Raw genomic sequence first — 23,908 nt, forward strand, 5'->3', positions numbered from 1 at the left:
AGAATAGGTCCATCCGCGACAGTCGCTGCGCGCGAATGGAGATGATCGAGCGATGAATATTCTACTGACCGGCGGCGCAGGATATATCGGCAGCCATGTCGCGGCGCCGCTTGTGTCGGGCGGCCATCATGTGGTGTGCTTCGACAATCTGTCAAACAGCGATCCCTCGGTCATGGAGCGGCTTGAGGCGATCACGGGCCAGCCGATTCCGCTCGTCACCGGCGATATCCGCGACGGCGATGCGCTGCGCCGCGTGATGCAGGACCATTCGATCGAGGCCGTCATCCATTTCGCCGGGCTGAAGGCGGTCGGGGAATCGGTCGCCGAGCCGATGAAATATTACGACAATAATGTCCGCGGCACATTGTCGCTGCTCGAAGCAATGGCCGATTGCGGCGCGAAGACGCTCGTCTTCTCGTCGAGCGCCACGGTTTATGGCCAGCCCCAATATCTGCCGCTCGACGAAAATCACCCAACCTCGGCGACCAATCCCTATGGCCGCACCAAGCTGATGATCGAGGAAATGCTGGCCGACGTCGCCGCCGCCGATCCCGAATGGCGGATCGCGATCCTGCGTTACTTCAACCCGGTCGGCGCGCACGACAGCGGGCTGATCGGCGAAAATCCGAACGGCATTCCCAACAATCTGATGCCCTTTGTCAGCCGCGTCGCCGCCGGGCGGCTGAACGAGCTGTCGGTGTTCGGCAACGACTATGACACGCCCGACGGCACCGGAGTGCGCGATTATATCCATGTCGTCGACCTCGCCGACGGCCATGTCGCGGCGCTGGCCGCAATCGCAGAGGCCGACCAGCCGCTGTCGATATGGAACCTCGGCACCGGCCAGGGCTATTCGGTGCTCGACATGGTCGAGGCGTTCGAGCGCGTGAACGGGGTGCGCATCCCCTATCGCATCGCGCCGCGCCGCGACGGCGATGTCGCAAGCTGCTTCGCCAGCCCCGACCGCGCCGCGCGCGAACTGGGCTGGAAGGCGAACCGCGGCCTCGACGCCATGTGCTCATCGAGCTGGAATTTCGAGCGCACCCTCGCCGGGCGCAACGCCGACTAGCCCAGCCAGCCCGCGGTTTGCACCAGCACCCACAGGCCGATCACGAGGAACAGGCCCGCAGCGACCTTGCGAACCTTCGCCAGATCGACGCGCTTGAGCAGTTCGTGGCCGAGGAAGATCGCGGGGACGTTGGCGATCATCATGCCGAGCGTCGTGCCCGCGGTCACCGAAACGACGTCGTGATATTGCGCGCCGAGCGCGATCGTCGCGACCTGTGTCTTGTCGCCCATCTCGACGAGGAAGAAGGCGACGAGCGTCGTCAGGAACGCCCCGAACCGCGGCTTTGGCGCGTCATCGTCGTCGAACTTGTCGGGGATCAGCGTCCACGCCGCCATCGCGATAAACGACAGGCCGATCGCATAGCGGAAGATCGGGCTGTCGAGGAAAGCGGCGGCCGATGCGCCGAGCAGCGCCGCGAGCGCATGGTTGGCAAGTGTCGCGACCAAAATGCCGAGAATGATCGGCACCGGGCGGTTGAACCGTGTCGCGAGCAGGATCGCGAGCAGCTGCGTCTTGTCGCCGATTTCGGCGAGCGCGACGACGGCGGTCGAGGTGAACAGGGCTTCCATGGGGTACTCCGGGGCCGAGCGGCTTCGCGATTCCAATAGACATCAAACCCGCCGCCCGGCCCGGACGAAGGTCGATGCCATTGGTCTCGCCCAAGCGGTCTCCCGCTTCCACCGCACCACGACCTCTCGGCCGAGTATGTTGACACGGTGGCCCGTCGCGAACGACGGCTGGCTACTCCCCAGATGACGGAGGCGCGTTAGACGGCTTGGCCGCGGGTTGCAAGCCTTCCGATGCGGCCGACGCGGCAGCGTCGGACTTGGCGATGTCGGCGTCCATCGCCTTCGCGCGCGCCTCGATCTCCTTCGCGGCCTTGTCGTAGCGTTCCTCGAAACGCGGCTCGTCCTTGCACGCCGCGAGCAGCAGCAGCGGGACGAGCAGGACGGCGGCGCGCATCAATAATCCTTGCGGTAACGGATGCTGAGGTTCGATCCGCCCGACCCACCCGCCTGACTGAGCAGAGACAGCGCCGGGGTCAGGCTGATTTCGAGCTGCGTCGCCGTATAGCCGCGCGCGTCGGTGATCACCTCCAGATAAATATCCTTGGTGATATATTGCCCGGCCGCCAGCGCCGCGCCGCGCCCGACGGTGTCGTCGGGACCGAGCACGCGCAGCCGGTCGATTCCCGTCGCCGACTGCAGCGAGCCAAGCGGGCTCAATCCGCCGCCGCTGCCGCTGAGCGTGTTGAGCGACGAGGCGAGCTGCACCGCCTGCAGCGGCGACAGCGTGGTGATCGAATCGCCGAACAGAATGCGCGAGACGATTTCGTCCTGCGGTAGCCCGGGAACGCTCGAGAAGGCGATTTGCGGGTTGCTCGCGCGGCCCGTCACGCTGATGCTCACCGTCACCGTCTCGATCGTATCGCTCGCGAGCAGGCGGATCGCGGGATCGAAGGCTTCGCCCGTCGGGAAGGTTACCCGGCCCTCCTGAAGCTCGAACGAGCGCCCCGCAAAGCCGAGCGTGCCGCGGACCAGCTCGATTTCGCCCGTGACGCGCGGATCCTGCGTCGTGCCGCGCAGCACGACATCGGCCTTCCATTCGGATTCGAGCCCCATGCCGCTGACATAGATTTCGTCGGGGGCTTTCAGCGCGATGTCGAGACGGATGAGGTCGAACAGGCTGCCGCCGACCGCGGCGAGCCCGTCGCCACTGATCCGCTGGCGCCCCGCGGGCGGCTTGCGCCGTACCCCCGTGAGCACCGGAACCTGCGCCGCGCCCTCGCGAATGATGCGATAGCGCGTTTCGGGCAAGCGCAGGCTCCCCGACAGGAGCGCGGTCTGCCCCGCGACCTTTTCGAGCGTCAGATTACCCGTCGCGCGCGCCGCGATATTCTCGCTCTTGGCGAGGCGCGCATTGTCGAGCGTCGCCGAGATATTCATCGGATAGCCGTCGGCCGAAGCAAGGCTGATATAGCCCTTGGCCTGGACGGTGCCTTCACCGGCGGTCGCGGTGAGCTGTTCGATCTCCAGCCGGTTGCCGGTGAAGCGGCCGTTCACGACCATATTGGTCAGCCGCGTGCCATAGGTCTGATTTTCATAGACCATGTCCTTGCCGCGAACGACGCCCTGCAGGCACGGATCGGACACGCTGCAGCTGAAATCGGCGGCGACCGCGATCGGTCCCGACACATGCTGCGTCGCGGGGCCGAAAAAGGAGTAGAGCGTGTCGGCGGGACCATTGTAGCGAATGCCGCCACCCAGCGGCGCCGCCATCAGCCGTTCGGTCCAAGTGCCTGCGCCAGCGCCGAGCGGGCGCAGCGATGCCTGCATTCGCCCGATGACGCTGCCGCGCTTGCGCATCACCGCGCGCGCCTCGCCGCCGTCGGCCAGCAATTTGCCGGCGAAATTGACGTCGACCGGCTGGCTGACCGACGCCGCGGTGGTGCGGGTGAAGTCGGTGATCGTCAGCCGCGCGTCGGCGCGCGGGAAGCTGTCCGAATTGGCCTGCTCGAAATCGAGGCTGCCCGTCGCGCGGCCGCCGAGCCCCATGTCGGGATAGACTGCGTTGAGGATCGCCATGTTGACGCGTTCGAGCCGGCTCTGGAGCATGATGCCGTCGCCGAAGCGCCCCGCAATCCGCGCGCGGCTGCCGCGGCCGAGGGTGATGTTCGTCGGCAAAAGTTCGTAGCCGTCGGCGCCGGGGATGATGCGCGCGGGCGTAGTCGTGCGGAAATTGATCCCGGTCGCGCGCCCCTGCACCGCCGCGCGCCAGAGCTTGGGCTGGAGGTCGGCGTTGGCGGCGATGCGGAACGGCACGCCGCTCGTGCCCTCGACCAGCGCCTGTGCCTTGCCGGCGCCGCCGCGATAGTCGATCTTCACGCGGCCAACCGCAATGTCATAGTCGCGGATCTGCGTGTCGGCGATCTGGATGTCGGCGACGATATGCGGCGTATCGTAAAGCGTCACATCGGCATCGACGATCGCCGATCCGACCGCGAGTTTCGCCGCACCGGGGAGCACGACATCATTGGCGCGGACGTTGATCGCCGCGGCCTGATATTGCCCCGCGGCAGTCAGGCGGACGAGACCGCCGAGACCCTGCCCCGACGCGTTGAGCTGGCCGACGAAGGGTCCCGCGTCGCTCTTGACCAGCCGGCCGTTGAACCCGATCCCCGACAGGTCGCCGCGCTCGACATCGATCGTCAGCGGTCCTGACGCGGTGAGCAGCACGACGTCGGCCGACAGCGGGCCATAATCGGTGTCGCCGGTCGCCGCGAGGCGATAGCCGTTTTTCGCGCCGTTGATCTTTGCCACCAGATTGGCGAGCCCGATCCCGAGTCCCGGACGCGCGGCGGTTACGACCGCCCGCGGATCGGTGATCGTCCCGGCAAGCTGAACCCCGACGGGACCATAGTCGGTCGAATTCGCCCGCGCCGTCAGCCGGATCTGGCCGTTGGGCGCATAGCTCCCCTGCCCGCCCGTGACCCGCAGCCGCGGCGCCGACATCCGCAGATTGGCAAAGCGGATCATGCCGTCGGTGCCATAGCGCACGTCGCTTGACGCGGTCGCATTGCCGCCGAGGAAATCACGCACGCCCGAGTTGAACAATTTGGTCGAACGCGCGCGGACGCGGCCGACGATCTCGAACCCGCCGCGCGGCGCGGTCTTCAGATCGGCGTCGGTGTCGATGTCGAAGATGCCGACGCTTTCGATGCGATAATCGTTGATCCGCCCGTCGATCGCGCCGGTGTAGAAGCCCTTGTTGAGGTCGGCGATGATGATCGCCTTGGCATCGATTCGCGGGGAGCGCAGGCGCAGATTGTCGCTGAGGATACGGCCGTTGCTGTAAGCGAGGTCGCCGTCGAGGCGCACCTGCACCAGCGTGCCGCCCGCGACGGTATCGAGCCCGCGAATGCGCGCGGCACGGCCCGCGACGGGAATGACGATCTGGTCGGCGTCGACGCGCGCCTTGCCCGCGAGGCTGATCCCCTCGACGACAATGTCGTTGAACGCGAGGCTGTTGGCATCGGCGCGATAATCGACCGTCGGCAACGCGAAGGCGCCGTCGAGCGTCGCCGTCGCACGCAGGCCGTTGGCGCGTACCGCCGGCGCGATCGCACTCGGGCGGAGGATATTGGCCGCGAGTTTCAGCCCTTCATAGCGGCTGTTGCCAAGGTCAATGCCGCCGCTGATCCCGAGCTGCGCGGCATCGGACGACAGCCGCCCGTCGATCGCGGCCTTCCGCTCCTCAAGCCGCGCGGTCAGGTCGATCGCGGTTTCGGTGCCCAATATCTCGGTCATCGGCCCGGTCAGCAGCCGCGAGGCCTGCGCCGTCCCCTTTGCGGCAAAGGTGCCGTCACGCCCGGTAAGCGCGACGCGCGCGAGCGGCGCCGTGCCGAGGTTCGCGGTCAGGTTGCCGTTCCACGCCTTCCAGTCGCCGCGCCCGTCGAGCTTCGCGGTCAGCGTTTCCTTGAAGCCGCCCATCGCCGCGAGCACCCCGCCCTGCGGCGCGGTGAGGTCGAGCTTGACCGCGAACCGGTTCGCCTCGGGCACCGCGTCGAGCACCAGTTTCAGCGCATCGCCCTGTCCGCCGCCGCCCGCGATCGTTTCGGCATTGGCGGTGACCTGTGCACGGCGATCGGCGATCGCGATCTTGCCGTTCAATTTCGCGACCTGACGCTCGCCCGCCACCGGGGGCTCGAAAACGAAACGGTCGACGCGCACCAGCCCGACGTCGATATCAAGATCGGGGAGCAGCGGCTCGCCAGTGTCGGGAACGACCTTGAACTCGGGCAGCTTGCGCATCGTCATCGTCGCGGCGGTCGCCGAGCGGACATCGACATGGTTCGCCAGATAGCGGATCGGCCGCCAGTCGACCCTGACCTCGGGCGATGCGAGGAACACACCCTTGGTGTCCGACAGCGTGAAATTGCGGATGATCATCTGGCCATAAAGCGAGCCGTCGAGCCGGCCGATGCCGATCTTCATCCCGTTTTCGAACTCATATTTCTCGATCTGGGTGACGACGAAACGCCGTCCGGCGTCGCTGTTGAGCCCGACGAGGAACAGTGCAAACAGCAGCACAAGCCCGAGCAGGGTCAGCCCGACCCAACGCAATATGGTGAGCGGCCACGAGCTCGAGGCTTTCGCCGGCGCGGCTCCCTCTTCGGCGAAAGGCGCGTCGTCCGCCATCAGAACGCCTGCCCGATCGAAACATAGACGCTGACGCGCGCCTCACCCGGCTTGCGCCCGATCGGGGTCGCGATGTCGAAACGCATCGGGCCGAAGTTCGTATAATAGCGCGCGCCGATCCCCGCGCCGAAACGCAGATTCTGGAAGGTCGGCGCCGACGAGCGATACACCTGCCCGGCGTCGACAAAGCCGACGACACCGAAATTGCCGAAGCGATAGCGCGCCTCGAACGCCGCCTCGGCGACGCTGCGGCCGCCGATCGGGTCGTTGTTCGGATCCTTTGGCCCGAGTTCCTGATAACCAAAGCCGCGCACCGAGCCGCCGCCGCCTGCATAAAAACGCCGCGACGGCGCCAACTTTTCGCGCGCCGCACCAAGGATCGACCCGACGCGCACGCGCCCCGCGACCACGATGCTGTCGGTCACCGGATAATAGCCGCTGACGTCGGTCCTGAGGCGCGCATAAGGTGAGAAGCTCCCGGCGAGCGAGCCTTCGGGCTGGATCAGCGAGGTGATGCGGAAACCCTTCGTCGGGTCGAGCAGGCTGTCGGTGCGGTCCATCCCGACCTGTCCCGTCAACCCGAGGATGGTGTAGAAATCGTACGAGCGCGTGCCCGTCGTGAAATCATAATCATCCTCGCGCGTCGCGATCAGCTCGGCGCCATAGGCATAGGTGAATTTCTTCTGCCAGATCGGCGTCGAATCATAGCTGACGCGCACGCCCACACGGCCAGTGATCGCATTGAAGGCATCATAATTGCTGCGCGTAACCTCGGTGACGAGCTCCATTGTGCGGTCGCGGCGTCCCCAGTTCGAGCGGCGCAGCGTCGCCCCGATCCCCTGTTCCTGCGTCCCCAATACACCGCGGAAGGTCAGCGCGCCTTCGGGCGGCAGAAGGTTGCGATGCGTCCAGCTGCCTTCCAGCCTGATGCCCTCGCCCGTCCCATAACCCGCGCTCGCAGCCAGCGTGCGCGGCGGGCCAGCCTGCTGGGTCACCAGCATCGTCACATATTCGGTATCGTCGCCCGCGCTTTCGCCCGTCGGCTGCGGTTCGGCGGCGACGGTCGCGAACAGCCCGGTTGCGACCAGTGCCTGTCGAAGGTCGTCAACCATGCGGCTGTCGTAGAGGTCGCCGCGCTTGAAGCGCGCCAGCACCTCGACATGCTCGGCATCGAAAGCGAGTTCGCCCGTCGTCTCGATCCCGCCAAAGCGCGATCGTTTCCCGATATCGACGGGCAAGGTGTAGACGCCGTCGCCCGTCGCGCCATCGAGCAATATGTCGCGCTGCCCGACCTTGGCAAAGGGATAGCCTTCTTGCGGCAGCTTGAGTGCGATCGCCGCCTCGGCGCCCTGTATCCGCTGCGCGACGATCGGCTCGCCGACCGCGAGCGGGAAATTGTCGGCGATCAGGCTCGGCGGGACCGTCGGCGCGGCGTTGATGACGATATCGGCCAGCGTGTAACGCTTGCCCGGCTTCACATCGATGACGGCGGTGATCGACCGGCGCTGGCCTTGCTGACCTTGCTCGCCCTGCTGGCCTTCCGGCCCTTCCTGCCGCTCGCCGCGGTCGATCCGCGTATCGACGACCGCATCATAATAGCCCTCGGACGCGAGGATACGGTGCATCAGCTCGCCGTCGGCGGTCAGGCGCGCACGGATCATCGCCGTATTGTCGGCCTTGCCGTCGCCGTCGTACAGCGCCGACAAGTCGCCGAACAGATCGGCTAGGTCGACATCGGTGCTATCGTCGGCGGCATCCAGCCCGTTGAGCTTGACGGTATAGGCGACGCTGACATTATCCTTGTCGTCCTCCGCCTCGGCGAACTGGACGGGCTCGACGTCGAAGTTTTCGAGCGGCGGCAGCGGGGCCGCAAGCTCGCTATCGCTTATGGGAGCGTCGCCGATCGCCTCGACAGTGTCCCCATCGGCCAGCGCCGGCACGGGAACGCCATCCACCTGCGGCGGCTGCGTTTCTACCGTCGCTTCTGCGGTTCCCTCCGCGGCCGGTTTTGCGCCTTTCGCGGCGTCGGCCGCCTGGCGTTTTTCGAAATCGGCGATCGATTCCAGCGGGCGGTCGAGCTCGGCGTCGTCCTCGGCGCTGATCGGCGGGATCGCCTTCTCGAACTCCTCATCCTCGATGATCGGCGCCACTTCGGGCAGCACGGCATCGGGCGGGGGTGGCGAAGGCGCTGCGATCGGGTCGGTCTTGGTGGTTTCGACGGTCCGGACGACCTGCGGCGGTTCGACTTGCTGGGCATGGGCAGCGCCGGCCCAGGCGAGGCAAAGAAAAGAGGTCGCACCGATCAATAGCGGCCGCACCCGCGAGGATCGGCTGCCTGACGATACACAGGAATTTTCAGATTTTTTCATTCGCTGGCCACCGGTACGCACTTGTGGCTTGCGAGATATGGCTGTGCAACCCGTTTCTCCCCATTTGACAAGCTAACTCTCCGACAATGGGACAGTTCCCGGCGATGCGGCGAGTTGCGGCGATGGAGAAAGCTCAGGAATCGGCGCCGAACAGGTCGCGGCTGTAAACCTTGTCCGCGACATCGGCGAGGTCGTCGGTCACGCGGTTCGCGATGATGACGTCGGCCTCCGCCTTGAACGCCTCGAGATCGCGGATCACGCGCGAGTTGAACAGGCGGTCCTCCTCGACCAGAGGTTCATAGACGATCACCTCGATGCCCTTGGCCTTCACGCGCTTCATCACGCCAAGGATGCTGCTGGCGCGGAAATTGTCCGATCCCGCCTTCATCGCGAGACGGTGAATGCCGACAACGCGTGGGGCCCGCTTGATGACTTCGGACGCGATGAAATCCTTGCGCGTGGTGTTCGACGACACGATCGCCTGGATCAGATTCTGCGGCACTTCCTGATAGTTGGCGAGCATCTGCTTGGTGTCTTTGGGCAGGCAATAGCCGCCATAGCCGAAGGACGGGTTGTTGTAGAATTGCCCGATGCGCGGATCGAGGCACACGCCCTCGATCACCTGACGCGAGTCCACACCATGCGACGCGGCATAGGTGTCGAGCTCGTTGAAGAAGGCGACGCGCATCGCAAGATAGGTATTCGCGAACAGCTTGATCGCCTCGGCCTCGGTATTGCCGGTCTGCAAAATCTCGGCATCGGGCTTGAGCGACCCTTCGAGCAGCAGGCGCGCGAATTCCGCCGCGCGCGGGTGCGTGTTGCCGACGATGATGCGCGAAGGATGGAGATTGTCGTAGAGCGCGCGTCCCTCGCGCAGGAATTCGGGCGAAAAGACGATCGCGTCGCTGCCATGTTCGGCGCGCATCCGCTCGGTAAAGCCCACTGGCACCGTCGATTTGACGATGATCAGCGCGCCCGGCGCCTTCACCAGCGCATCGGCGATCACGCTCTCGACCGTCTGCGTGTTGAAATAATTGGTGTCGGGATCATAATCGGTCGGCGTCGCGACGATGACGAAGTCGGCGCCCGAATAAGCCGCATCGCGATCGGTCGTCGCGATCAGGTTCAGCGGCTTGTTCGCCAGATAATCCTCGATTTCGGGATCGGCGATCGGCGATTGCTTCGCATTGATCTGCTCGACCTTGCGCGCATCGATGTCGAGCGCGACCACCTCATTGCGCTGCGCCAGCAAAACAGCGTTGGAAATACCGACATAGCCCGTGCCGACGACTGTGATTTTGACGGACGGCGCAGGCGGCACATTTGCTGGGGGCAATGACTTATCCTCTGATCGATGTGGCGCCGTCCCTAGCAATTGCGGCGCAGCGGCTCAACCATGGCTGGCGTCAGGTGCCGCAGAAGGTCTTGTAAGGGCCGGCATCGGCGGGGCCCGGCGCGGCGAACCGCTCGTGCCGCGGCCGCAGCGCATAGGGATCGCGCACGACCTCGAGCAGTTCGAGCCACGGCGCAAGGTCGCCCGCCTCCGCGGCGTCCAGTGCGGCTTCGACCAGATGATTGCGGGGGATGTAGAGCGGGTTTACCGCGTCCATCGCGGCGGCATGTTCCAGCGGCCCCGTCGCCTCGTGCGCGATCCGCTCCCACCACAGGGCGATCCACGGCGCCATCGCGTCGGGGGCGGGAAGCAGGCTTTCGAGCATCGCGCCGTCGCCGCGCAGCAGCATGGCGAGCGCACGAAAGAAGGAGGTGAAATCCACCTCATATTCTTCGAGTTCGTCGAAGAGCGTATCGATGAGTTCGCCGTCGGCGGTGCCCTCGCCGGCCAGCCCCAGCTTTTCCCGGACCCGCGTGTGCCATATCGCGCGGAAACGGACGGGAATCGCATCGACCAATGCCTTCGCGGCATCGACATCGGCGGGCGACGCCCGGTGGATCGCGGGCAGCAGGGCCTCGGCAAAACGCGCCATGTTCCAGTGCAATATCTGCGGCTGACGGCCATAGGCATAGCGGCCGTTGGCGTCGATCGAGCTGAAGACCGTGTTCACGGCAAAGCGATCCATGAAGGCGCACGGGCCATAGTCGATCGTCTCGCCGCTGATCGCGACATTGTCGGTGTTCATGACGCCGTGGATGAAGCCGACGCCCAGCCACTGCGCGACCAGTTCGCATTGCAGGCCGATCACGCGATCGAGCAGCGCAAGCGACGGGTTGGCTGCTTCGGCTAGCTCGGGGAAATGGCGGCGAATGCTGTAATCGGCAAGCTGGACGACATGATCGGCGCCGAAATGCGCGGCGAAAAACTGGAAGGTTCCGACGCGGATGTGGCTGCTAGCGATGCGCGTCAGCACCGCACCCGGATGCGCGCGTTCGCGCTGGACGCGGTCCCCCGTCGCAACGGCGGCGAGCGCCCGCGTCGTCGGGACGCCCATCGCCGCCATCGCTTCCGACACGAGGAATTCGCGAAGGACCGGGCCGATCGCGGCCTTGCCGTCGCCATTGCGTGAAAAGGCGGTCGGCCCGGACCCTTTCAACTGGACGTCGAACCGCGCCCCGTCGGGGGCGACGATTTCGCCCAGAAGCAGTGCACGCCCATCGCCGAGCTGGGGCGAAAAATGCCCGAACTGGTGCCCGGCGTAGGCGAGCGCGAGCGGATTGGCACCCTCGGGCAGCGCTTCGCCCGAAAACAGCCGCGCCAGCTGATCATCGCCGGCGTTCGATGCGTCGAGCCCGAGCGTCTCCGCGAGCGCATGATTGAAAATCAAAAGCTTTGGCGCAGAGGGCTTCGCGGCTTCGGCAGGCGCGTAAAAGCCCTCCATCGAATCGTAAAAACTGTTGTGGAAGGCGAAATCCATGGATTCTATGTCGAGCCTCGACATCATAAATGCAAGCGCACCGAGCGACAGTCCATCGGGCGGCTCTCGGCAGCTATCGCCGCAGGATCACGGCAGATCGAACAGCGCGATCATCCGCTCCGCCACGTCGTTCCAGTCGCGCGGTACAAGCGCCAGGCGCGCCGTGTAATCGGGCTGCCAGTCTGCCGACAGCCGCTGCTTAAGCTCGGTGATCGCTTGGTCGAGCGCGCTGCTGTCCATGGGATCGAAATAGATCGCCGTATCGCCGCACAGCGACCGGGCATAGGGCAGATCCGCTACGACGATCGGCAGGCCGAGAGTCATCGCCTCGACAAGCGGCAGGCCATAGCTTTCGGCGAGCGACGGAAAAAGGAGTGCATCGGCACGATGATATTGATCGCGCATGCCCTCTTCCCCCTGAACGCCAATAGGCATCAACATGCCGGGCCGATCAGCTCCCTCAGGGTCCAGCGTCACGACGATATGGACATCCTCGCGGGCGCCGAAATCGCTTGCGTAACGATTCAGGAGCGCGTGATTTTTGTGCGGATAAGGGCTCGCAGGATAGAATAGCCGGAGCGGCCGTTCGCCGTTCCATTCGCCCCGCTGCTTCCGCGCGGCGACAGAAAGCCATCGGGGTGCCGGCTGCGGAATGACGCTGATACGCCCATCGAGCGCCGGGAAATTATCGCGTAGCTCATTGCCGACGATATCCGACTGCACGATCGCGCGATGGATATATTTGGCGTTGCGGCGAAACAGCCAGCGGCTGACCGCAACCTTGGCATTGCCTGATGCCGATCCCGTATCGGCGCCCGAGACCATATGCAGCCGATGGACCAGCAAAACCTGTTTCCCGGGGATCGCCAGCGGCAGATCGCCCAGCACCAGCATGTCGCCATCCACCGGGTAATAGCGCGAGGTAGAGAGGCATTCAACGACACGCGACGCCGCATTTGGGAGCCGGCGCGCGATCTTTGCAGCCGATAGCCCAAGATCGGCGGCAAGCCCCGCGAGCGGCCCGCTTTCAGGGACGAATATGGTACCTAGCCTGTCGCGGCCGACAGCAGCCAGCGCGGGAAGCAGCGATTGAACGAGTTGGGACGCGCCGAGCCCATGGATATTGGAAGCCGAGACATGGATCGGTCTCGTCATACGCGACGGGCCATATCCGCCGAGAAGCGCTTGCGCGTGATCGAAGGGATCGCAAGTTCACGCAGCCGATGAATGGCGTGCGACGGATTCTCCAACATCTTGCGAAAACGCGCGCCGCGCAGAAAAGTCATCACATCGCCATCGATCGGGGCGTTCAGTATATCGGCATGGATGCGCCGATAGTCCGCGTCGAACCGCCGCTGATGGGCTTCGCCCGCCGCGCCGCCCGAAATGCCCCCGGGATATAGACGAAACGCGCCAAAGCGATCGTCGACGATGGCAAAGGGCACCTCGGCCGCTGCAAAGTCTGCGAGCAGTTCATAATCCCACGTCGACCGGTTGGCGGCATTGAATCCGCCAACAGCGCGAAATTTATCCATCGCGAAGGAAAAACCCTGCTGAACGATGGTCGCAGCCCCGCTCGCCAGCGTGGCCTTGTCGTTGGCCGTGGGCAACAACTCACGGTCGACGCTACCATCCCCGCCAACGCGCCACGCCCGGCCAAGAAGCAAGCCGATGCCGGGGTGATCGGCCCACTGCCGCAGCAAGGCATCGATCGCACCCGGCACCATAAAATCGTCGCTGTTCAGAAAATAGCCCACGCGCCCGCGTGCGGCGGCGAAGCCCTTGTTGAGGCCGTCGGCCGGCCCGTCGTCGGGGTCGAGTATAACCGTATCGATGCCTTCGCGATACTCAGCGATGATATCGCGACTGCCGTCGGTCGAGCCAGGATCGACGACAATGAATTCGACGGCATCGCTTTTTTGCGAAATGACCGACTTTAGAGCCTCCGGAAGATAGTCGGCCTGATTGAACGACAGGGTGACGATCGACAGAAACGGCTCTTTTGCCGCCTCCCCCGTCTCGCCGTCAGGCGAAGACGGGTTTGACATCGCGGTTCCAATCGACGCTGGGGTGGTCGAGCTCCGCCAGCGGCAGATCATGTTCTCTCAACACCTCGTCCGGCGCCAGCAAGCGCCGGGCCATCAAGGAAAGTTCGATGAAGGAAGAATAGCTGCCACTGTCGTTCACGCCAAAATTATTGGCGTGAAAATGAACCAGCACAAAGTCTTCGTTCATCGCGGCGATGAATTTTTCCAGTGCGTCGATATGCTGATCGATCAAATGGAATTCGATCACGCAGGCCACGAAATTTTGCCGGTTCGCCACGATGGCGTCGAGGATTTCATACTCCGCCCCCTCAATGTCCACCTTCAGCAGAACATCCTTGTCCATGCCGGCGAGTTGCATCGCCTTTTCCAGCCCGACCATGCCCGGAGCATGGCCGATACCGATCTGAAAATGGCGCCGGGCCGTGCCATCGAAAAAGCGGCGATAAGCAAACGGAAGCGGAAGTTTTCGGCGACGGTCAGCCTGCCCCTGAAGCACGCCACGCACCAAATGGGTCGCCGTCCGGCGGAGCCAGAAACGCCAGTTAACCGTGTGATCGAAGATTGCGATCTTTGCCGCTGTGCGTTCGTGGATCCACGCCTCGAAGCTCCAGTCGTCAAAAAGCCCCATGCCAAGCACGCCACGCACCTCGCTCAAAACGCGGCGCGGGAGGACGTAGCCGCCGTCGCCCGCGCTGCCGGCGCGGATCAGATCGGCGGGTGCCGCCGGACGCAGCCAGAGCGGATAATTGTCGGGGGTGCTCATGCCAAGGCTCCCTGCTTTACAAACAGGCCATCGAAAAACAGCACGTCGCCGTCGCGGCTCAATACCTGGTCGAAAGTGCCGCAAAAGACAAAGCCCAGCGCGCTGAGTTCGGCGTAAATATCGCTGAACCGCGACGTGCCTTCATATAGTTCGCTCACTTGCACCTCGACGATACACGCGACAGCGGAAGCGAGAGTTTTGCGGCCGCCGCGAATGACATGGGCCTCGTAGCCCTGCGTATCGATTTTCACCAGCAGGTCGGGCGTGAGCGCCAGTTCGGGCGCCACATCGTCCAATCGCTTGATCTTCGCAACGCGCTCTTCGGTTCGTTCGAGCTGCGGGAAAGCCCGAATATTCGTATCGGTCTGTTCCAGAAACGAGGATGATGCCTGAAAATCGACGTTAACGAAAAACGTCAGTTCGGCGTCTTCTTCGCCGAGCCCGAAATGATGGGGAATGATCCGGCCGCCGCTTGCCGCGGCCCGTTCCGCTAGCAAGGGAAACGCATCCGGCGAAGGTTCGAAACAATGGATCGTCGCACCGGGAAAGGCGGGCGCGAGGATGTCCTCCGCGAATTCGCCGCGCAATGCGCCGATATCGAGGACAGTCTTGATCGGAAGGCGCGTCAACCCGCCCCATGTTTCATTTGCCTGCTGCCATTTGGGCACGATGGCATAACCGAGACGGTCGAACACCGCCTTCGTCGCACGCGACGGCCACCGGCCGCGCCACCTGTCAACTATCTTGCTCATGGGTGCTAATTACATTCCTTGGCTTCGCTGGAGGCAACATGATCGATGGTGCCGGCGATGGCTATCAAACTGTTCCAGGGTGTCAAAATGACGACGATCAGGCCCATCAGCGCCGTTCCGGCACCAGCGGTTATCCACGTCGGCACAATGCCGGTCGCGGCCATATACAATTGACCGGTCAATACCAAGAGCGTCAGCACAGCCAGCCACAGACTTTGGCGGAAGGACGGACGAGACAGGCTGGAAGCGGCCCTGGCCGGCCTGTCCGCCATGACGAACAGCAGCCAGGACGATATCACAACGCCTGTCATGGCGCCCGTAATCGCGCCGAGGAACCCGCCCAACTGGCCGCCCAGGAAACCTAGCACCACCATACCGCCGACCATCACGATATGCGACAATGTCAGCACGCGCAGATTTCGGCGTCCGAAGAGCATGAAATATTCGGTCGAAGCGACGAGATTGGATAGCCAGCCAATCGCCAGGATCGCGGTGATCAAGGCGGCGTCGATGCTCGTCTGCTCGATGAATATCCACCCCGCGAGATAGGCGCCGCCGATTGTCGCGCTCAGCATCGTTACGCTGAGCGGTACGATCATCGCGCGCGAATGGTCGAACAATCGGCGCTGCTCCTCCTCCGTGCCGAACGCAGTACGCGCGAAGGCGGGGACCATGGTCTGGCCGATGGAGCCGATGAAGGTTCGGGGAATCTGGCACAGGCGCGACGCGAAATCGACGACACCGACGCTGGCGAGACCGCCGAAATGGTTGGCGATCAGGCGCAGGATCGGCTCGGTCAGCAATTGCATCGCGCCGAGGCCGATTGCTTTCGATCCAAAACCCACAAGTTGGCGGACCATGCGGCCGTCGAACAAGCGAAACGCCTGCCCGCGCATCATGCCGAAGTGAAAAACGAACAAGGCGAACAACAGCATAGCGACGCCCTGGATGATCTGCGCAATCACCATTCCGACCAGGCCATAAGTCGGCGCGAGCAGTAAGGTGCCGGCCAGGAAAATCAGACTGCCGCCGATCGTCTGGATCGCTTTCAACTCGGGCCGTTCAAATCCCAGAAAGCCGAGTTGATAGATCCCGCCCACCGAATTGAGCCAGAAGCTGATCAGCATCAACGGCAGAATGTCGATGAGCAGCAGCTCCGCCGAATGATCGACGGCCAGACCAAGCCCCCACCACAGGAGCGGCGCGGCGAGGAGCGTTACAACGGCATAGCCTCCGGCGCCAGCCGCCGCTGCGGTCGAGACATAGGTGGCCGCAGACGCATCGCCGTCGGTGACACGGGCCTGCGCCACGAATGCGCTGACGCCGCGGGACCACACATCGACGCTTCGCGCAAAAGCCATGACCGAGCTGACGAGCGCCCAAAGCCCCACGGTCGCAAGATCGGTAATCCGGACGATGACCGCATAGGTGAGAAACGCCAGCAACGCGTTGATGAAGGTTTCTGACAGGACGATGCCGGTCCGCGACTTGACGCCGGTCCACAAGGCTTTCATCGGCGCATCGCTATCTTCGCACGCGACGGCCGCCGTGCCGGTTGGCGCGTCATCCGATCCTCGACAATATCCGGTCGGCAACAGAGTCCCAGCCGTGCCGATCGAGGACGACCCGCTGCCCCGCCTCAGCCATCCGTTCCAGATCGGCTTGGGGCGTCGCATAGGCCGCCAGAACCGCCTGTGCCAGCGCCGTTGGTTCGGCCTTCGCGATCAGGAAGGCGTTGCGTCCATTGTCGGTCAGTTCGGGAAGCGCACGATGATCGAGCGACACGACGATCGTCCGCGACTTCATCGCTTCCAGATAGACCTGCCCCCAGGGATCGCCCAGCATCGGCTGGGTCAGGAACGAGGCGCCGTGAAATTTCGCTACCAGATCATCCCACGGCAGGAAATCATGGGCGGTGACGCCGGGGATACCGCGGGCGCGTTCGACGGCATCCTTGCTGCCGATCAGCGTCAGCCGCGTTTGCGGGCGCCGCGCCAATATCTCCGGCCAGGCTTCAAGCAGCAGGTCGCCGCCCTTGTCCGAAAACTGATGCTTGGCGACGAACAAGATGTCCCCGTCGGCATATGTTTTTACCCCTTCGAACGGGGGGATGGGCCCGCTTCCGCAACCGACCGCAAAAACCCGGTCGCGCGCGACGCCATAATGGTCGACGACATCGTCCGCGACATGCTGCGAAAAGGGAAGAACATGCGCCGCGGCGGCGAATGCCGCGCCGTCGAGCGCATCGATCATTGCGGCGGCGCGCCCGGTAAAACCGGGGGACATGGGCGTCTGCTGCAACAAATGGACGGTGTCGTCGATCCAGATCGAATAGGGAATATTCGTCGGAGCGGGCGCGTCGATCGACGAAGTGCAGAGGATATGATCGACCCCCGCCTGTTCGGCGGCCGCGGCGACCGCCCGGCTGCGCAGCGCGCGAATGGTGTCGAACCGCGAGATATCCTTGACGGGCAAGCCCCGCGCCACGTTGCAGGCGGCCGCCAGCGCCTTGCCCGCCTTGCCGACGACGCGGCTGTCGAACGGCACGATGTCGACGCCCTTTGCCGCCAGCGCGCGCGCCACGTTGGACGGCGCCGAAGACCATGTGCGGCTGTCGAGGGGGTCGCCCATGGGCGATGTGAGCAGAAGGCGCATCAATTGTCCGTCTGTGCGGCTTTGGCGGCGGCAGCCCGGGCATTCGCGAGAAAGGTCAGCACGAATGTCAGCAGCGTAAGCCGGAGCGCCATATCCATGCGGTGCGGGCCAGGCGAGAACAGCACGTCCCATATCGTCGTGCTGGCGATGAAAACGACCACGGGGGTGATCGGATGCCGCCAGGTCATGCCTTGCATGATCGCCAATATGCTGACGATCAGCACCACGAGCCACGACAGGCTTGCAAAGAAACCGCCATCGACCCAGGCACCGAAATAATGGCTGTGGCTGGGAAGCCCGCCTTCCCATTCCTGATAGAATGTATTCCGGTAGATGGTGCTAAAATCGACGCGCGTACGCCAGTTGGCCGTCAGCAAGTCAATATAATAACCCCAGATGACGGGATCATATGCGGTCGAGCCCCAGCCCAGCACGGGCCGTTCGGCTATGGCGCTCACCGCAGCCGCCGTTTCGGGGCGGGCCGTCGCCGCGAGACCATAATTGCTATAAACCTGCACTTCGGTTCGCTCCTGAACCTCCGCAGGCAATAGCCGTTTTTCGGTTGCCAGAATGATCGAATAATAGCCGGCCGCGATGCCCAGCGACAATATGCCGATCACGATGAGAAACCGGCGCGCCGTCACCTTGGGCGCGATCGGCTTGCCGAAAAACGAAGCGTAGAGGGAGGCCAGAAAAGCGAACAGCGTGAAAATCGCGATCGAACGGCTGCCCATAACGATGTTCAACGCCGCGACCGGCAGCAGCGCGGCCACTGCGACCGGATACAAGCGGGGCAGCAAACTGAGCCCCAGGCAGGTTGCGAGCGTGAACGCCCATCCCAGGCCAAGCCGCCATGCGTTGTCCTGATAATTTTCGGCGGCACTCGTGCCGACGAAATAAATGAAGACCCACGACAGGCAATAACCGCCCAATATCCATCGCAAGCGGGTCCATTCGGCAAGCGACAAGAGCTTGCAGGCAATGAATAGGCCGATGAAGATGACATAGGTCCCGACGCGCTTGATCGTGCTGTCGGCATAGACGCCGTTGACCATGTCCGACAAAATTTGACTGAGCGCTGTAACGATGAAGAGAATGATCAGGACTTTGGTCAACCGGTCGACAAAAGCCCACGCGCGGTGCGCATTGACGAACAGGAAGATCAGGACGGCCAACTCGACATAGCGCAGCTGCCCGAACAGTTCGAACGCCGGTCCATAGAGGGCGAACAACATGAACGCGGCAAGGTTCGACAACAGGCCGCTGCGCTGCAACAGCCCCTCGCCTACTGCTCCCGCACCCGTCGCTGGATCATCCTGGGCCGGAAGGCCGGCCGCAGCCGCGTTCACACCACTCGTCATCGCAGCGCCTGCATCAGAATGACCACCGCTTCAATGATTGCTTCCCACAGGAAATTCTTGAAAGATCGAGGTGCATATTGCCGACCGCCATCAGCGCGACACCTTTGCTTTGCCCCGCTCGGCGCAGAATCCCGCCTCGCCATTTTTCTGCATCCGACGACACCCGGCCTTGTCCTGTCATCTTACTCACTCATGCACTCGCTGACGCAGCAATAAAGCAAGCGATCGGGTCGACCGACGGGCGGCCATAGGCAGCCGCGACTTGCAGACTGGCGCCCGCTTGTCAACGCCGCTTGCGGTAGCCGGAACCGGCGACCCCGTCCACAACGAGCGGCCGCCTTTTCCCGCCCGGGCGCACAACGCAAAGCGCCGGCATAGCCACCTGACAGGGCAATTTGCCTTGCCAGCATTTGCCGATGCCCATAAAGCGACCGGCGATGCCCACCTCACGACCACCCAAAATCAGCGTGATTACCGTCTCTTATAATGCTGCCGACACAATTGCAGAAACAATAATATCGGTGGCGGCGCAAGACTATTCGCACGTTGAACATATAGTCATCGATGGCGCGTCAAATGACGATAGCGTCGCGATTGCTGAAAAACATCTTCGCCCCGGCGGCATCATCCGGTCCGAACCTGACAAGGGACTTTACGACGCGATGAACAAGGGCCTCGCCCTTGCTTCCGGGGACATCGTCGCGGTGTTGAATGCCGATGACCATTTTGCCCATTCGTCGGTCCTGTCCGACATCGCCGCCCGTTTTGAGGCATCGGACAAGGACGCGGTTTTCGCCGATATCGCCTTTTTCAACCCGGACAATCCGGACAGGATCGTGCGGCGATATCGCAGCGACCGCTTTCGCCCCGAACGGATCGGCTGGGGCTGGATGCCCGCCCATCCAGGGATGTTTGTGAAGCGCTCGGTTTATGAAAAGGTCGGCGGCTATGACATCGGCTATCAGATCGCGTCCGATTTTGATTTTGTTGTCCGCGCCTTCGGCCGACATCGCTGCACATATGAATTCACAAACGAAATTGCCGTTCTGATGCGCCCGGGCGGGATCAGCACGGCCAACTTCGCTGCGCGCAGGATGATCAGCCGGGAGATGTTGCGCGCGTGCCGGACCCACGGAATTCGATCGAACTGGTTGATGCTTCTGTCGAGATATCCGGCCAAGGCGCTGGAGTGGTTGCGATGAAAGTTGCGGTTAGCGGCGCCCGCGGCTTTGTCGGCAAGGCGCTGGTTTCGCGGTTGCATGTCGCCGGGCATGAGGTTCTTGAACTGATCCGCGGCGAGGCATCGGATCCGACGGCTTTTTCAATTGGCAACCTGGCGGCTCCGGTCGATGTCCCGCCCCTGCCGGCAATCGACGCGATTATCCATCTGGCAGCAATTTCGACGAGCAGCGCCGCAACCGAAGCGGAACGCGAAGCGGCCTTTCACGACACCAATGTGGAGGGAACATTGAAGCTTGCGAGAGCGGCTGTCGCGGCGGGCGCAAAGCAATTCATCTTGCTCAGCAGCATCAAGGCGATGGGTGAACAATCGGAACCGGGCGAACCTTTTGGCGCATCGACGCCGCCCCGTCCCGAGACGGCTTATGGCCGCTCGAAATGGCTTGCCGAGCAAGAGCTCGCCAGCTTCGCCAGCGGCAAGATAGACTATACGATCGTTCGCCCGCCGCTCGTTTACGGCCGCGGCGCGAAGGGCAATGTGGCGATGCTGGCAAAATGCGTCGATCGGGGCATCCCATTACCGCTCGCCGGAGCGAACAATCGTCGTTCGCTGATTTACAACGATAATTTGGTCGATTTCCTGACCTTTTGCCTGACCAGCCCGAACACAAAAGGTCAGACTTTTACCGTTTCGGACGACCGCGCCGTGTCGCTTGCCGAAATCATCGAGATGATCGCGACAGCGAAAGGGAAGCCCGCGCGCAATTTCGCCTTCCCCACCCGCTGGCTGGAAGCCGCCGCGAGACTTGCTGGCCGGCAGGATGCCTATCGCAAGCTGTTTGGCAGCCTGGAAATTGATGCCGGCGAGGCGCCGAGGCTTAGCGGATGGCGCCCCCCTTTCACCATCCAGAGCGGATTTTCCCGAACTTTCGGCGCGTCCTAACCCCGCGTTAAACGGGATTTCCTGTGTCGGGGTACGCATCGAGAAACCACTGATAGGTCGATGCGATGCCATCGGCCAGCCCGATGCGCGGCGCCCAGCCAAGACCGCGCAGCCGGTCGGCACTCATCAGCTTGCGCGGCGTGCCGTCGGGCTTTGAGCTGTCGAACACCATGTCGCCAGTGAAACCGACGGCATCGCGCACCATTCCGGCGAGTTCGGCGATGGTGACATCGTCACCCGACCCGACATTGACGTGAATATCGCCGGAATAATTCGACAGAAGATGCACGCACGCGTCGGCGCAATCGTCGGCGTGCAGGAATTCCCGCCGCGGGGTCCCCGTGCCCCATATGGTCATGGCCGGATCGCCCGCCAGCTTGGCCTGATGCGCCTTGCGGATCAGCGCCGGCAGGACATGGCTGCTCTGCAGGTCGAAATTGTCCCCAGGGCCATAGAGATTGGTCGGCATGGCCGAGATATAGTCGCGGCCATATTGCCGACGATAAGCCTGGCAAAGCTTGATGCCCGCGATTTTGGCGATGGCGTACCATTCGTTCGTCGGTTCGAGCGAGCCCGTCAAAAGCGACTCTTCGACGATCGGCTGTTCGGCAAATTTGGGATAGATACAGCTCGACCCCAGGAACAGAAGCCGGTCGACATCGGCGCGGTGGGCCGCTTCGATGCAATTGGTCGCGATCACCAGATTCTGGTAGAGAAAATCCGCCGGATAGGTGTCGTTCGCCAGGATACCGCCGACCTTGGCAGCGGCGACGATTACGACATCGGGGCGCTCACGCGCCATCCATTCGTGGATCGCCTTCTGGTCCGACAGGTCGACGACATCGCGGCCCGCGAGCAGGAGGTCGCAATTTTCCTGCTGGAGGCGGCGCACGATGGCGCCGCCCACCATGCCGCGGTGTCCCGCGACAAAAACACGTTTGCCGGCAACCGAAAGGTCTGTCACTTCCCCGCCGCCTTGCGCTCACGTGCTTCGGCGAGATCGGCTTCGACCATTTCGCGCGCCAACTCACGCGCGCTGATGCTGTGCTTCCAACCCAGCTTTTCATTCGCCTTGGTCGGATCGCCGATCAACAGTTCGACTTCGGTCGGACGGAAATAGCGCGGATCGATCTCGACCAGGCAACGGCCGGTTTTCTTGCAATAGCCCTTTTCGTCGACCCCTGTGCCTTCGAAACGCAGTTCGATGCCGGCGTCGGCGAACGCCCACTCGACAAAAGTCCGGACATGGGTCGTCTCGCCGGTTGCGAGGACATAGTCGTCGGGCTCGTCCTGTTGCAGCATCATCCACATCCCGAGAACATATTCACGGGCATGCCCCCAATCGCGCTGCGCATCGAGATTGCCCAGATAGAGCTTTTCCTGCTGGCCTTCGGCGATCGCCGCTGCCGCGCGCGTGATTTTGCGGGTCACAAACGTCTCGCCGCGGATCGGCGATTCATGGTTGAACAGGATCCCGTTCGACGCGTGGATTCCATAGGCTTCGCGATAGTTCACCACGATCCAATAAGCGTAGAGCTTGGCTGCGGCATAAGGCGAGCGCGGATAAAAGGGCGTGGTTTCACGCTGCGGCACTTCCTGAACCAGGCCATAGAGTTCGGAGGTCGACGCCTGATAGAAACGGCAGCTTTCCTGAATGCCGAGAATGCGGATCGCCTCGAGCAGGCGCAGGGTGCCGATCCCGTCGGCATTCGCCGTATATTCGGGTGTTTCGAAGCTGACCTGCACATGGCTCTGCGCGGCGAGGTTGTAAATTTCGTCCGGCTTGGTTTCCTGGATGATACGGATCAGGTTGGTGCTGTCCGTCAGGTCACCATGATGCAGGTGGAACCGGGCGGAATCCTGATGCGGATCCTGATAAATATCTTCGATACGGCCGGTGTTGAAGGATGACGACCGCCGCTTCAGGCCATGAACGACATAGCCTTTCTCAAGCAGAAGACGCGCCAGATAAGCGCCGTCTTGCCCGGTGACGCCTGTAATGAGTGCAGTTTTGGTCATATTCTCTTTCACCAGTTTTCGGGGGAGTTTCGTCCACGCCGGATCATATTGTCATTCGAAGAGGATTTAGCCGCCGGTACCTTTTGACGCAGCATCGCCATTGCCTCTTCCCGCTACAGTTTGCCACAAAATTTCGATGTCTCTGCCCAGGCTCCACGCGCCCAGATAGGCCGCGTCGGCTTCCGCCAGCCGATGGGGATCCGACATGTCGAGACCGGCGACTTGGGAAACGCCGGTGATCCCGGGCTTGATCGCCAGCACCCCGTGCCGCAGTCGCTCTTCGGTCAGCACGACCTGCGATGGCAGGTGCGGGCGCGGGCCGACGAGCGACATGGTGCCGTTGAGCACATTCCACAATTGCGGCAATTCATCGACCTTCAGCCGGCGATAGATGCGTCCGCTTTTCAGCAATGTGGCAACGCCGACTTCATGCGACGCCCCTTCCCGCGTTCCAGGCGACATCGTCCGCAATTTCAGGATCGAAAAGGGGATGCCATTCCGCCCCACCCGGACCTGCCGAAAAAACGGCGATGCGCCGGCTTCGAACAAGATCGGGATGGCCGCGATCAGACAAACAGGGATCGCGACGGGCGCCAGCCCGATCGCCACCAGCAAGTCGAACAGGCGTTTGCCAGGATGATGGCCGACATTGCCGGCGGCCGAGCTATCCGTGATCATCGAT

The 23,908-nt window shown here is 63.1% G+C and carries 19 protein-coding genes and 1 riboswitch; of the genes, 3 read left to right on the plus strand and 16 right to left on the minus strand.

What is annotated here, in order from left to right:
- Nucleotides 1-52: 52 nt before the first annotated feature.
- A complete protein-coding gene (gene galE, locus J2X38_RS11050; RefSeq protein ID WP_310254006.1) occupies nt 53-1,069 on the plus strand; it encodes a UDP-glucose 4-epimerase GalE in 1,017 nt (338 codons plus the stop codon).
- On the opposite strand, the gene J2X38_RS11055 is transcribed toward galE, so the two are convergent.
- The 13 genes from J2X38_RS11055 to J2X38_RS11115 all read right to left on the minus strand — a co-directional run bounded on the left by J2X38_RS11055 (nt 1,066) and on the right by J2X38_RS11115 (nt 19,085).
- Nucleotides 1,066-1,638, minus strand: coding sequence for a TMEM165/GDT1 family protein (locus J2X38_RS11055; RefSeq protein WP_310254008.1), 573 nt, complete (start codon nt 1,636-1,638; stop codon nt 1,066-1,068). The genes galE and J2X38_RS11055 overlap by 4 nt on opposite strands.
- 17 nt (nt 1,639-1,655) lie before the next feature.
- A riboswitch (yybP-ykoY riboswitch) is annotated at nt 1,656-1,832 on the minus strand.
- The gene (locus J2X38_RS11060; RefSeq protein WP_058538328.1) at nt 1,811-2,032 is read right to left on the minus strand and encodes a hypothetical protein; all 222 of its coding nucleotides are present in this window, start codon (nt 2,030-2,032) and stop codon (nt 1,811-1,813) included. (Overlaps the previous riboswitch by 22 nt.)
- On the minus strand, nt 2,032-6,267 hold the full coding sequence (locus J2X38_RS11065) for a translocation/assembly module TamB domain-containing protein (protein ID WP_310254010.1): 4,236 nt from the start codon (nt 6,265-6,267) through the stop codon (nt 2,032-2,034). The genes J2X38_RS11060 and J2X38_RS11065 overlap by 1 nt, the downstream gene beginning before the upstream one ends.
- The gene (locus J2X38_RS11070; protein WP_310254012.1) at nt 6,267-8,573 is read right to left on the minus strand and encodes a BamA/TamA family outer membrane protein; all 2,307 of its coding nucleotides are present in this window, start codon (nt 8,571-8,573) and stop codon (nt 6,267-6,269) included. Before J2X38_RS11070 ends, J2X38_RS11065 begins: the two co-directional genes overlap by 1 nt.
- A gap of 196 nt (nt 8,574-8,769) precedes the next feature.
- Entirely contained in the window at nt 8,770-9,972 is a 1,203-nt protein-coding gene (locus J2X38_RS11075) for a nucleotide sugar dehydrogenase (RefSeq protein WP_310254014.1), read from the minus strand.
- Nucleotides 9,973-10,042: 70 nt separating this feature from the next.
- Nucleotides 10,043-11,506, minus strand: a complete 1,464-nt coding sequence (locus J2X38_RS11080; RefSeq protein ID WP_310254016.1) for a protein adenylyltransferase SelO family protein — start codon at nt 11,504-11,506, stop codon at nt 10,043-10,045.
- Nucleotides 11,507-11,593: 87 nt separating this feature from the next.
- On the minus strand, nt 11,594-12,661 hold the full coding sequence (locus tag J2X38_RS11085; RefSeq protein ID WP_310254018.1) for a glycosyltransferase: 1,068 nt from the start codon (nt 12,659-12,661) through the stop codon (nt 11,594-11,596).
- A complete protein-coding gene (locus J2X38_RS11090) occupies nt 12,658-13,605 on the minus strand; it encodes a glycosyltransferase (protein ID WP_310254021.1) in 948 nt (315 codons plus the stop codon). The genes J2X38_RS11085 and J2X38_RS11090 overlap by 4 nt, the downstream gene beginning before the upstream one ends.
- The gene (locus J2X38_RS11095; RefSeq protein WP_310254023.1) at nt 13,532-14,317 is read right to left on the minus strand and encodes a hypothetical protein; all 786 of its coding nucleotides are present in this window, start codon (nt 14,315-14,317) and stop codon (nt 13,532-13,534) included. Before J2X38_RS11095 ends, J2X38_RS11090 begins: the two co-directional genes overlap by 74 nt.
- Nucleotides 14,314-15,012 carry an FkbM family methyltransferase gene (locus J2X38_RS11100; RefSeq protein WP_310254025.1) on the minus strand — a complete coding sequence of 233 codons (699 nt, stop codon included), beginning with the start codon at nt 15,010-15,012 and terminating at the stop codon, nt 14,314-14,316. The genes J2X38_RS11095 and J2X38_RS11100 overlap by 4 nt, the downstream gene beginning before the upstream one ends.
- Before the next feature lie 62 nt (nt 15,013-15,074).
- Nucleotides 15,075-16,583 (minus strand): oligosaccharide flippase family protein, encoded by a 1,509-nt coding sequence (locus J2X38_RS11105; protein ID WP_310254027.1) that lies wholly within the window; start codon nt 16,581-16,583, stop codon nt 15,075-15,077.
- 49 nt (nt 16,584-16,632) lie between these two features.
- Nucleotides 16,633-17,724, minus strand: a complete 1,092-nt coding sequence (locus tag J2X38_RS11110) for a glycosyltransferase family 4 protein (protein ID WP_058538318.1) — start codon at nt 17,722-17,724, stop codon at nt 16,633-16,635.
- The gene (locus tag J2X38_RS11115) at nt 17,724-19,085 is read right to left on the minus strand and encodes a hypothetical protein (protein WP_310254029.1); all 1,362 of its coding nucleotides are present in this window, start codon (nt 19,083-19,085) and stop codon (nt 17,724-17,726) included. The genes J2X38_RS11110 and J2X38_RS11115 overlap by 1 nt, the downstream gene beginning before the upstream one ends.
- 437 nt (nt 19,086-19,522) lie before the next feature.
- Here J2X38_RS11115 and J2X38_RS11120 point away from each other — a divergent pair, with 437 nt between their 5' ends.
- Nucleotides 19,523-20,287, plus strand: a complete 765-nt coding sequence (locus J2X38_RS11120) for a glycosyltransferase family 2 protein (protein ID WP_310254031.1) — start codon at nt 19,523-19,525, stop codon at nt 20,285-20,287.
- Complete coding sequence (locus J2X38_RS11125; RefSeq protein WP_310254032.1) at nt 20,284-21,207, plus strand: NAD-dependent epimerase/dehydratase family protein; 924 nt, start codon at nt 20,284-20,286, stop codon at nt 21,205-21,207. The genes J2X38_RS11120 and J2X38_RS11125 overlap by 4 nt, the downstream gene beginning before the upstream one ends.
- A gap of 7 nt (nt 21,208-21,214) precedes the next feature.
- Here the strand turns inward: J2X38_RS11125 and J2X38_RS11130 are convergent, their stop codons facing one another.
- The 3 genes from J2X38_RS11130 to J2X38_RS11140 all read right to left on the minus strand — a co-directional run bounded on the left by J2X38_RS11130 (nt 21,215) and on the right by J2X38_RS11140 (nt 23,904).
- On the minus strand, nt 21,215-22,171 hold the full coding sequence (locus tag J2X38_RS11130) for a GDP-L-fucose synthase (RefSeq protein ID WP_310254034.1): 957 nt from the start codon (nt 22,169-22,171) through the stop codon (nt 21,215-21,217).
- Nucleotides 22,168-23,226: a GDP-mannose 4,6-dehydratase gene (gmd, locus tag J2X38_RS11135; RefSeq protein ID WP_058538595.1), complete on the minus strand. Its 1,059-nt coding sequence runs from the start codon at nt 23,224-23,226 to the stop codon at nt 22,168-22,170. The genes J2X38_RS11130 and gmd overlap by 4 nt, the downstream gene beginning before the upstream one ends.
- A 66-nt stretch (nt 23,227-23,292) precedes the next feature.
- Nucleotides 23,293-23,904, minus strand: a complete 612-nt coding sequence (locus J2X38_RS11140) for a sugar transferase (protein ID WP_058538314.1) — start codon at nt 23,902-23,904, stop codon at nt 23,293-23,295.
- Between the last annotated feature and the right edge of the window lie 4 nt (nt 23,905-23,908).

Source organism: Sphingopyxis sp. BE235 (assembly GCF_031457175.1).
In the GTDB taxonomy this organism is placed as follows: Bacteria; Pseudomonadota; Alphaproteobacteria; order Sphingomonadales; family Sphingomonadaceae; genus Sphingopyxis.

Bases quoted from the DNA above. Each gene is read 5' to 3' on its own strand.
- galE (WP_310254006.1), top strand. From the start codon at position 53: ATGAATATTCTACTGACCGGCGGCGCAGGATATATCGGCAGCCATGTC.
- J2X38_RS11055 (WP_310254008.1), bottom strand. From the start codon at position 1,638: ATGGAAGCCCTGTTCACCTCGACCGCCGTCGTCGCGCTCGCCGAAATC.
- J2X38_RS11060 (WP_058538328.1), bottom strand. From the start codon at position 2,032: ATGCGCGCCGCCGTCCTGCTCGTCCCGCTGCTGCTGCTCGCGGCGTGC.
- J2X38_RS11065 (WP_310254010.1), bottom strand. From the start codon at position 6,267: ATGGCGGACGACGCGCCTTTCGCCGAAGAGGGAGCCGCGCCGGCGAAA.
- J2X38_RS11080 (WP_310254016.1), bottom strand. From the start codon at position 11,506: ATGGATTTCGCCTTCCACAACAGTTTTTACGATTCGATGGAGGGCTTT.
- J2X38_RS11085 (WP_310254018.1), bottom strand. From the start codon at position 12,661: ATGACGAGACCGATCCATGTCTCGGCTTCCAATATCCATGGGCTCGGC.
- J2X38_RS11090 (WP_310254021.1), bottom strand. From the start codon at position 13,605: ATGATCTGCCGCTGGCGGAGCTCGACCACCCCAGCGTCGATTGGAACC.
- J2X38_RS11095 (WP_310254023.1), bottom strand. From the start codon at position 14,317: ATGAGCACCCCCGACAATTATCCGCTCTGGCTGCGTCCGGCGGCACCC.
- J2X38_RS11105 (WP_310254027.1), bottom strand. From the start codon at position 16,583: ATGAAAGCCTTGTGGACCGGCGTCAAGTCGCGGACCGGCATCGTCCTG.
- J2X38_RS11110 (WP_058538318.1), bottom strand. From the start codon at position 17,724: ATGCGCCTTCTGCTCACATCGCCCATGGGCGACCCCCTCGACAGCCGC.
- J2X38_RS11115 (WP_310254029.1), bottom strand. From the start codon at position 19,085: ATGACGAGTGGTGTGAACGCGGCTGCGGCCGGCCTTCCGGCCCAGGAT.
- J2X38_RS11120 (WP_310254031.1), top strand. From the start codon at position 19,523: ATGCCCACCTCACGACCACCCAAAATCAGCGTGATTACCGTCTCTTAT.
- J2X38_RS11125 (WP_310254032.1), top strand. From the start codon at position 20,284: ATGAAAGTTGCGGTTAGCGGCGCCCGCGGCTTTGTCGGCAAGGCGCTG.
- gmd (WP_058538595.1), bottom strand. From the start codon at position 23,226: ATGACCAAAACTGCACTCATTACAGGCGTCACCGGGCAAGACGGCGCT.
- J2X38_RS11140 (WP_058538314.1), bottom strand. From the start codon at position 23,904: ATGATCACGGATAGCTCGGCCGCCGGCAATGTCGGCCATCATCCTGGC.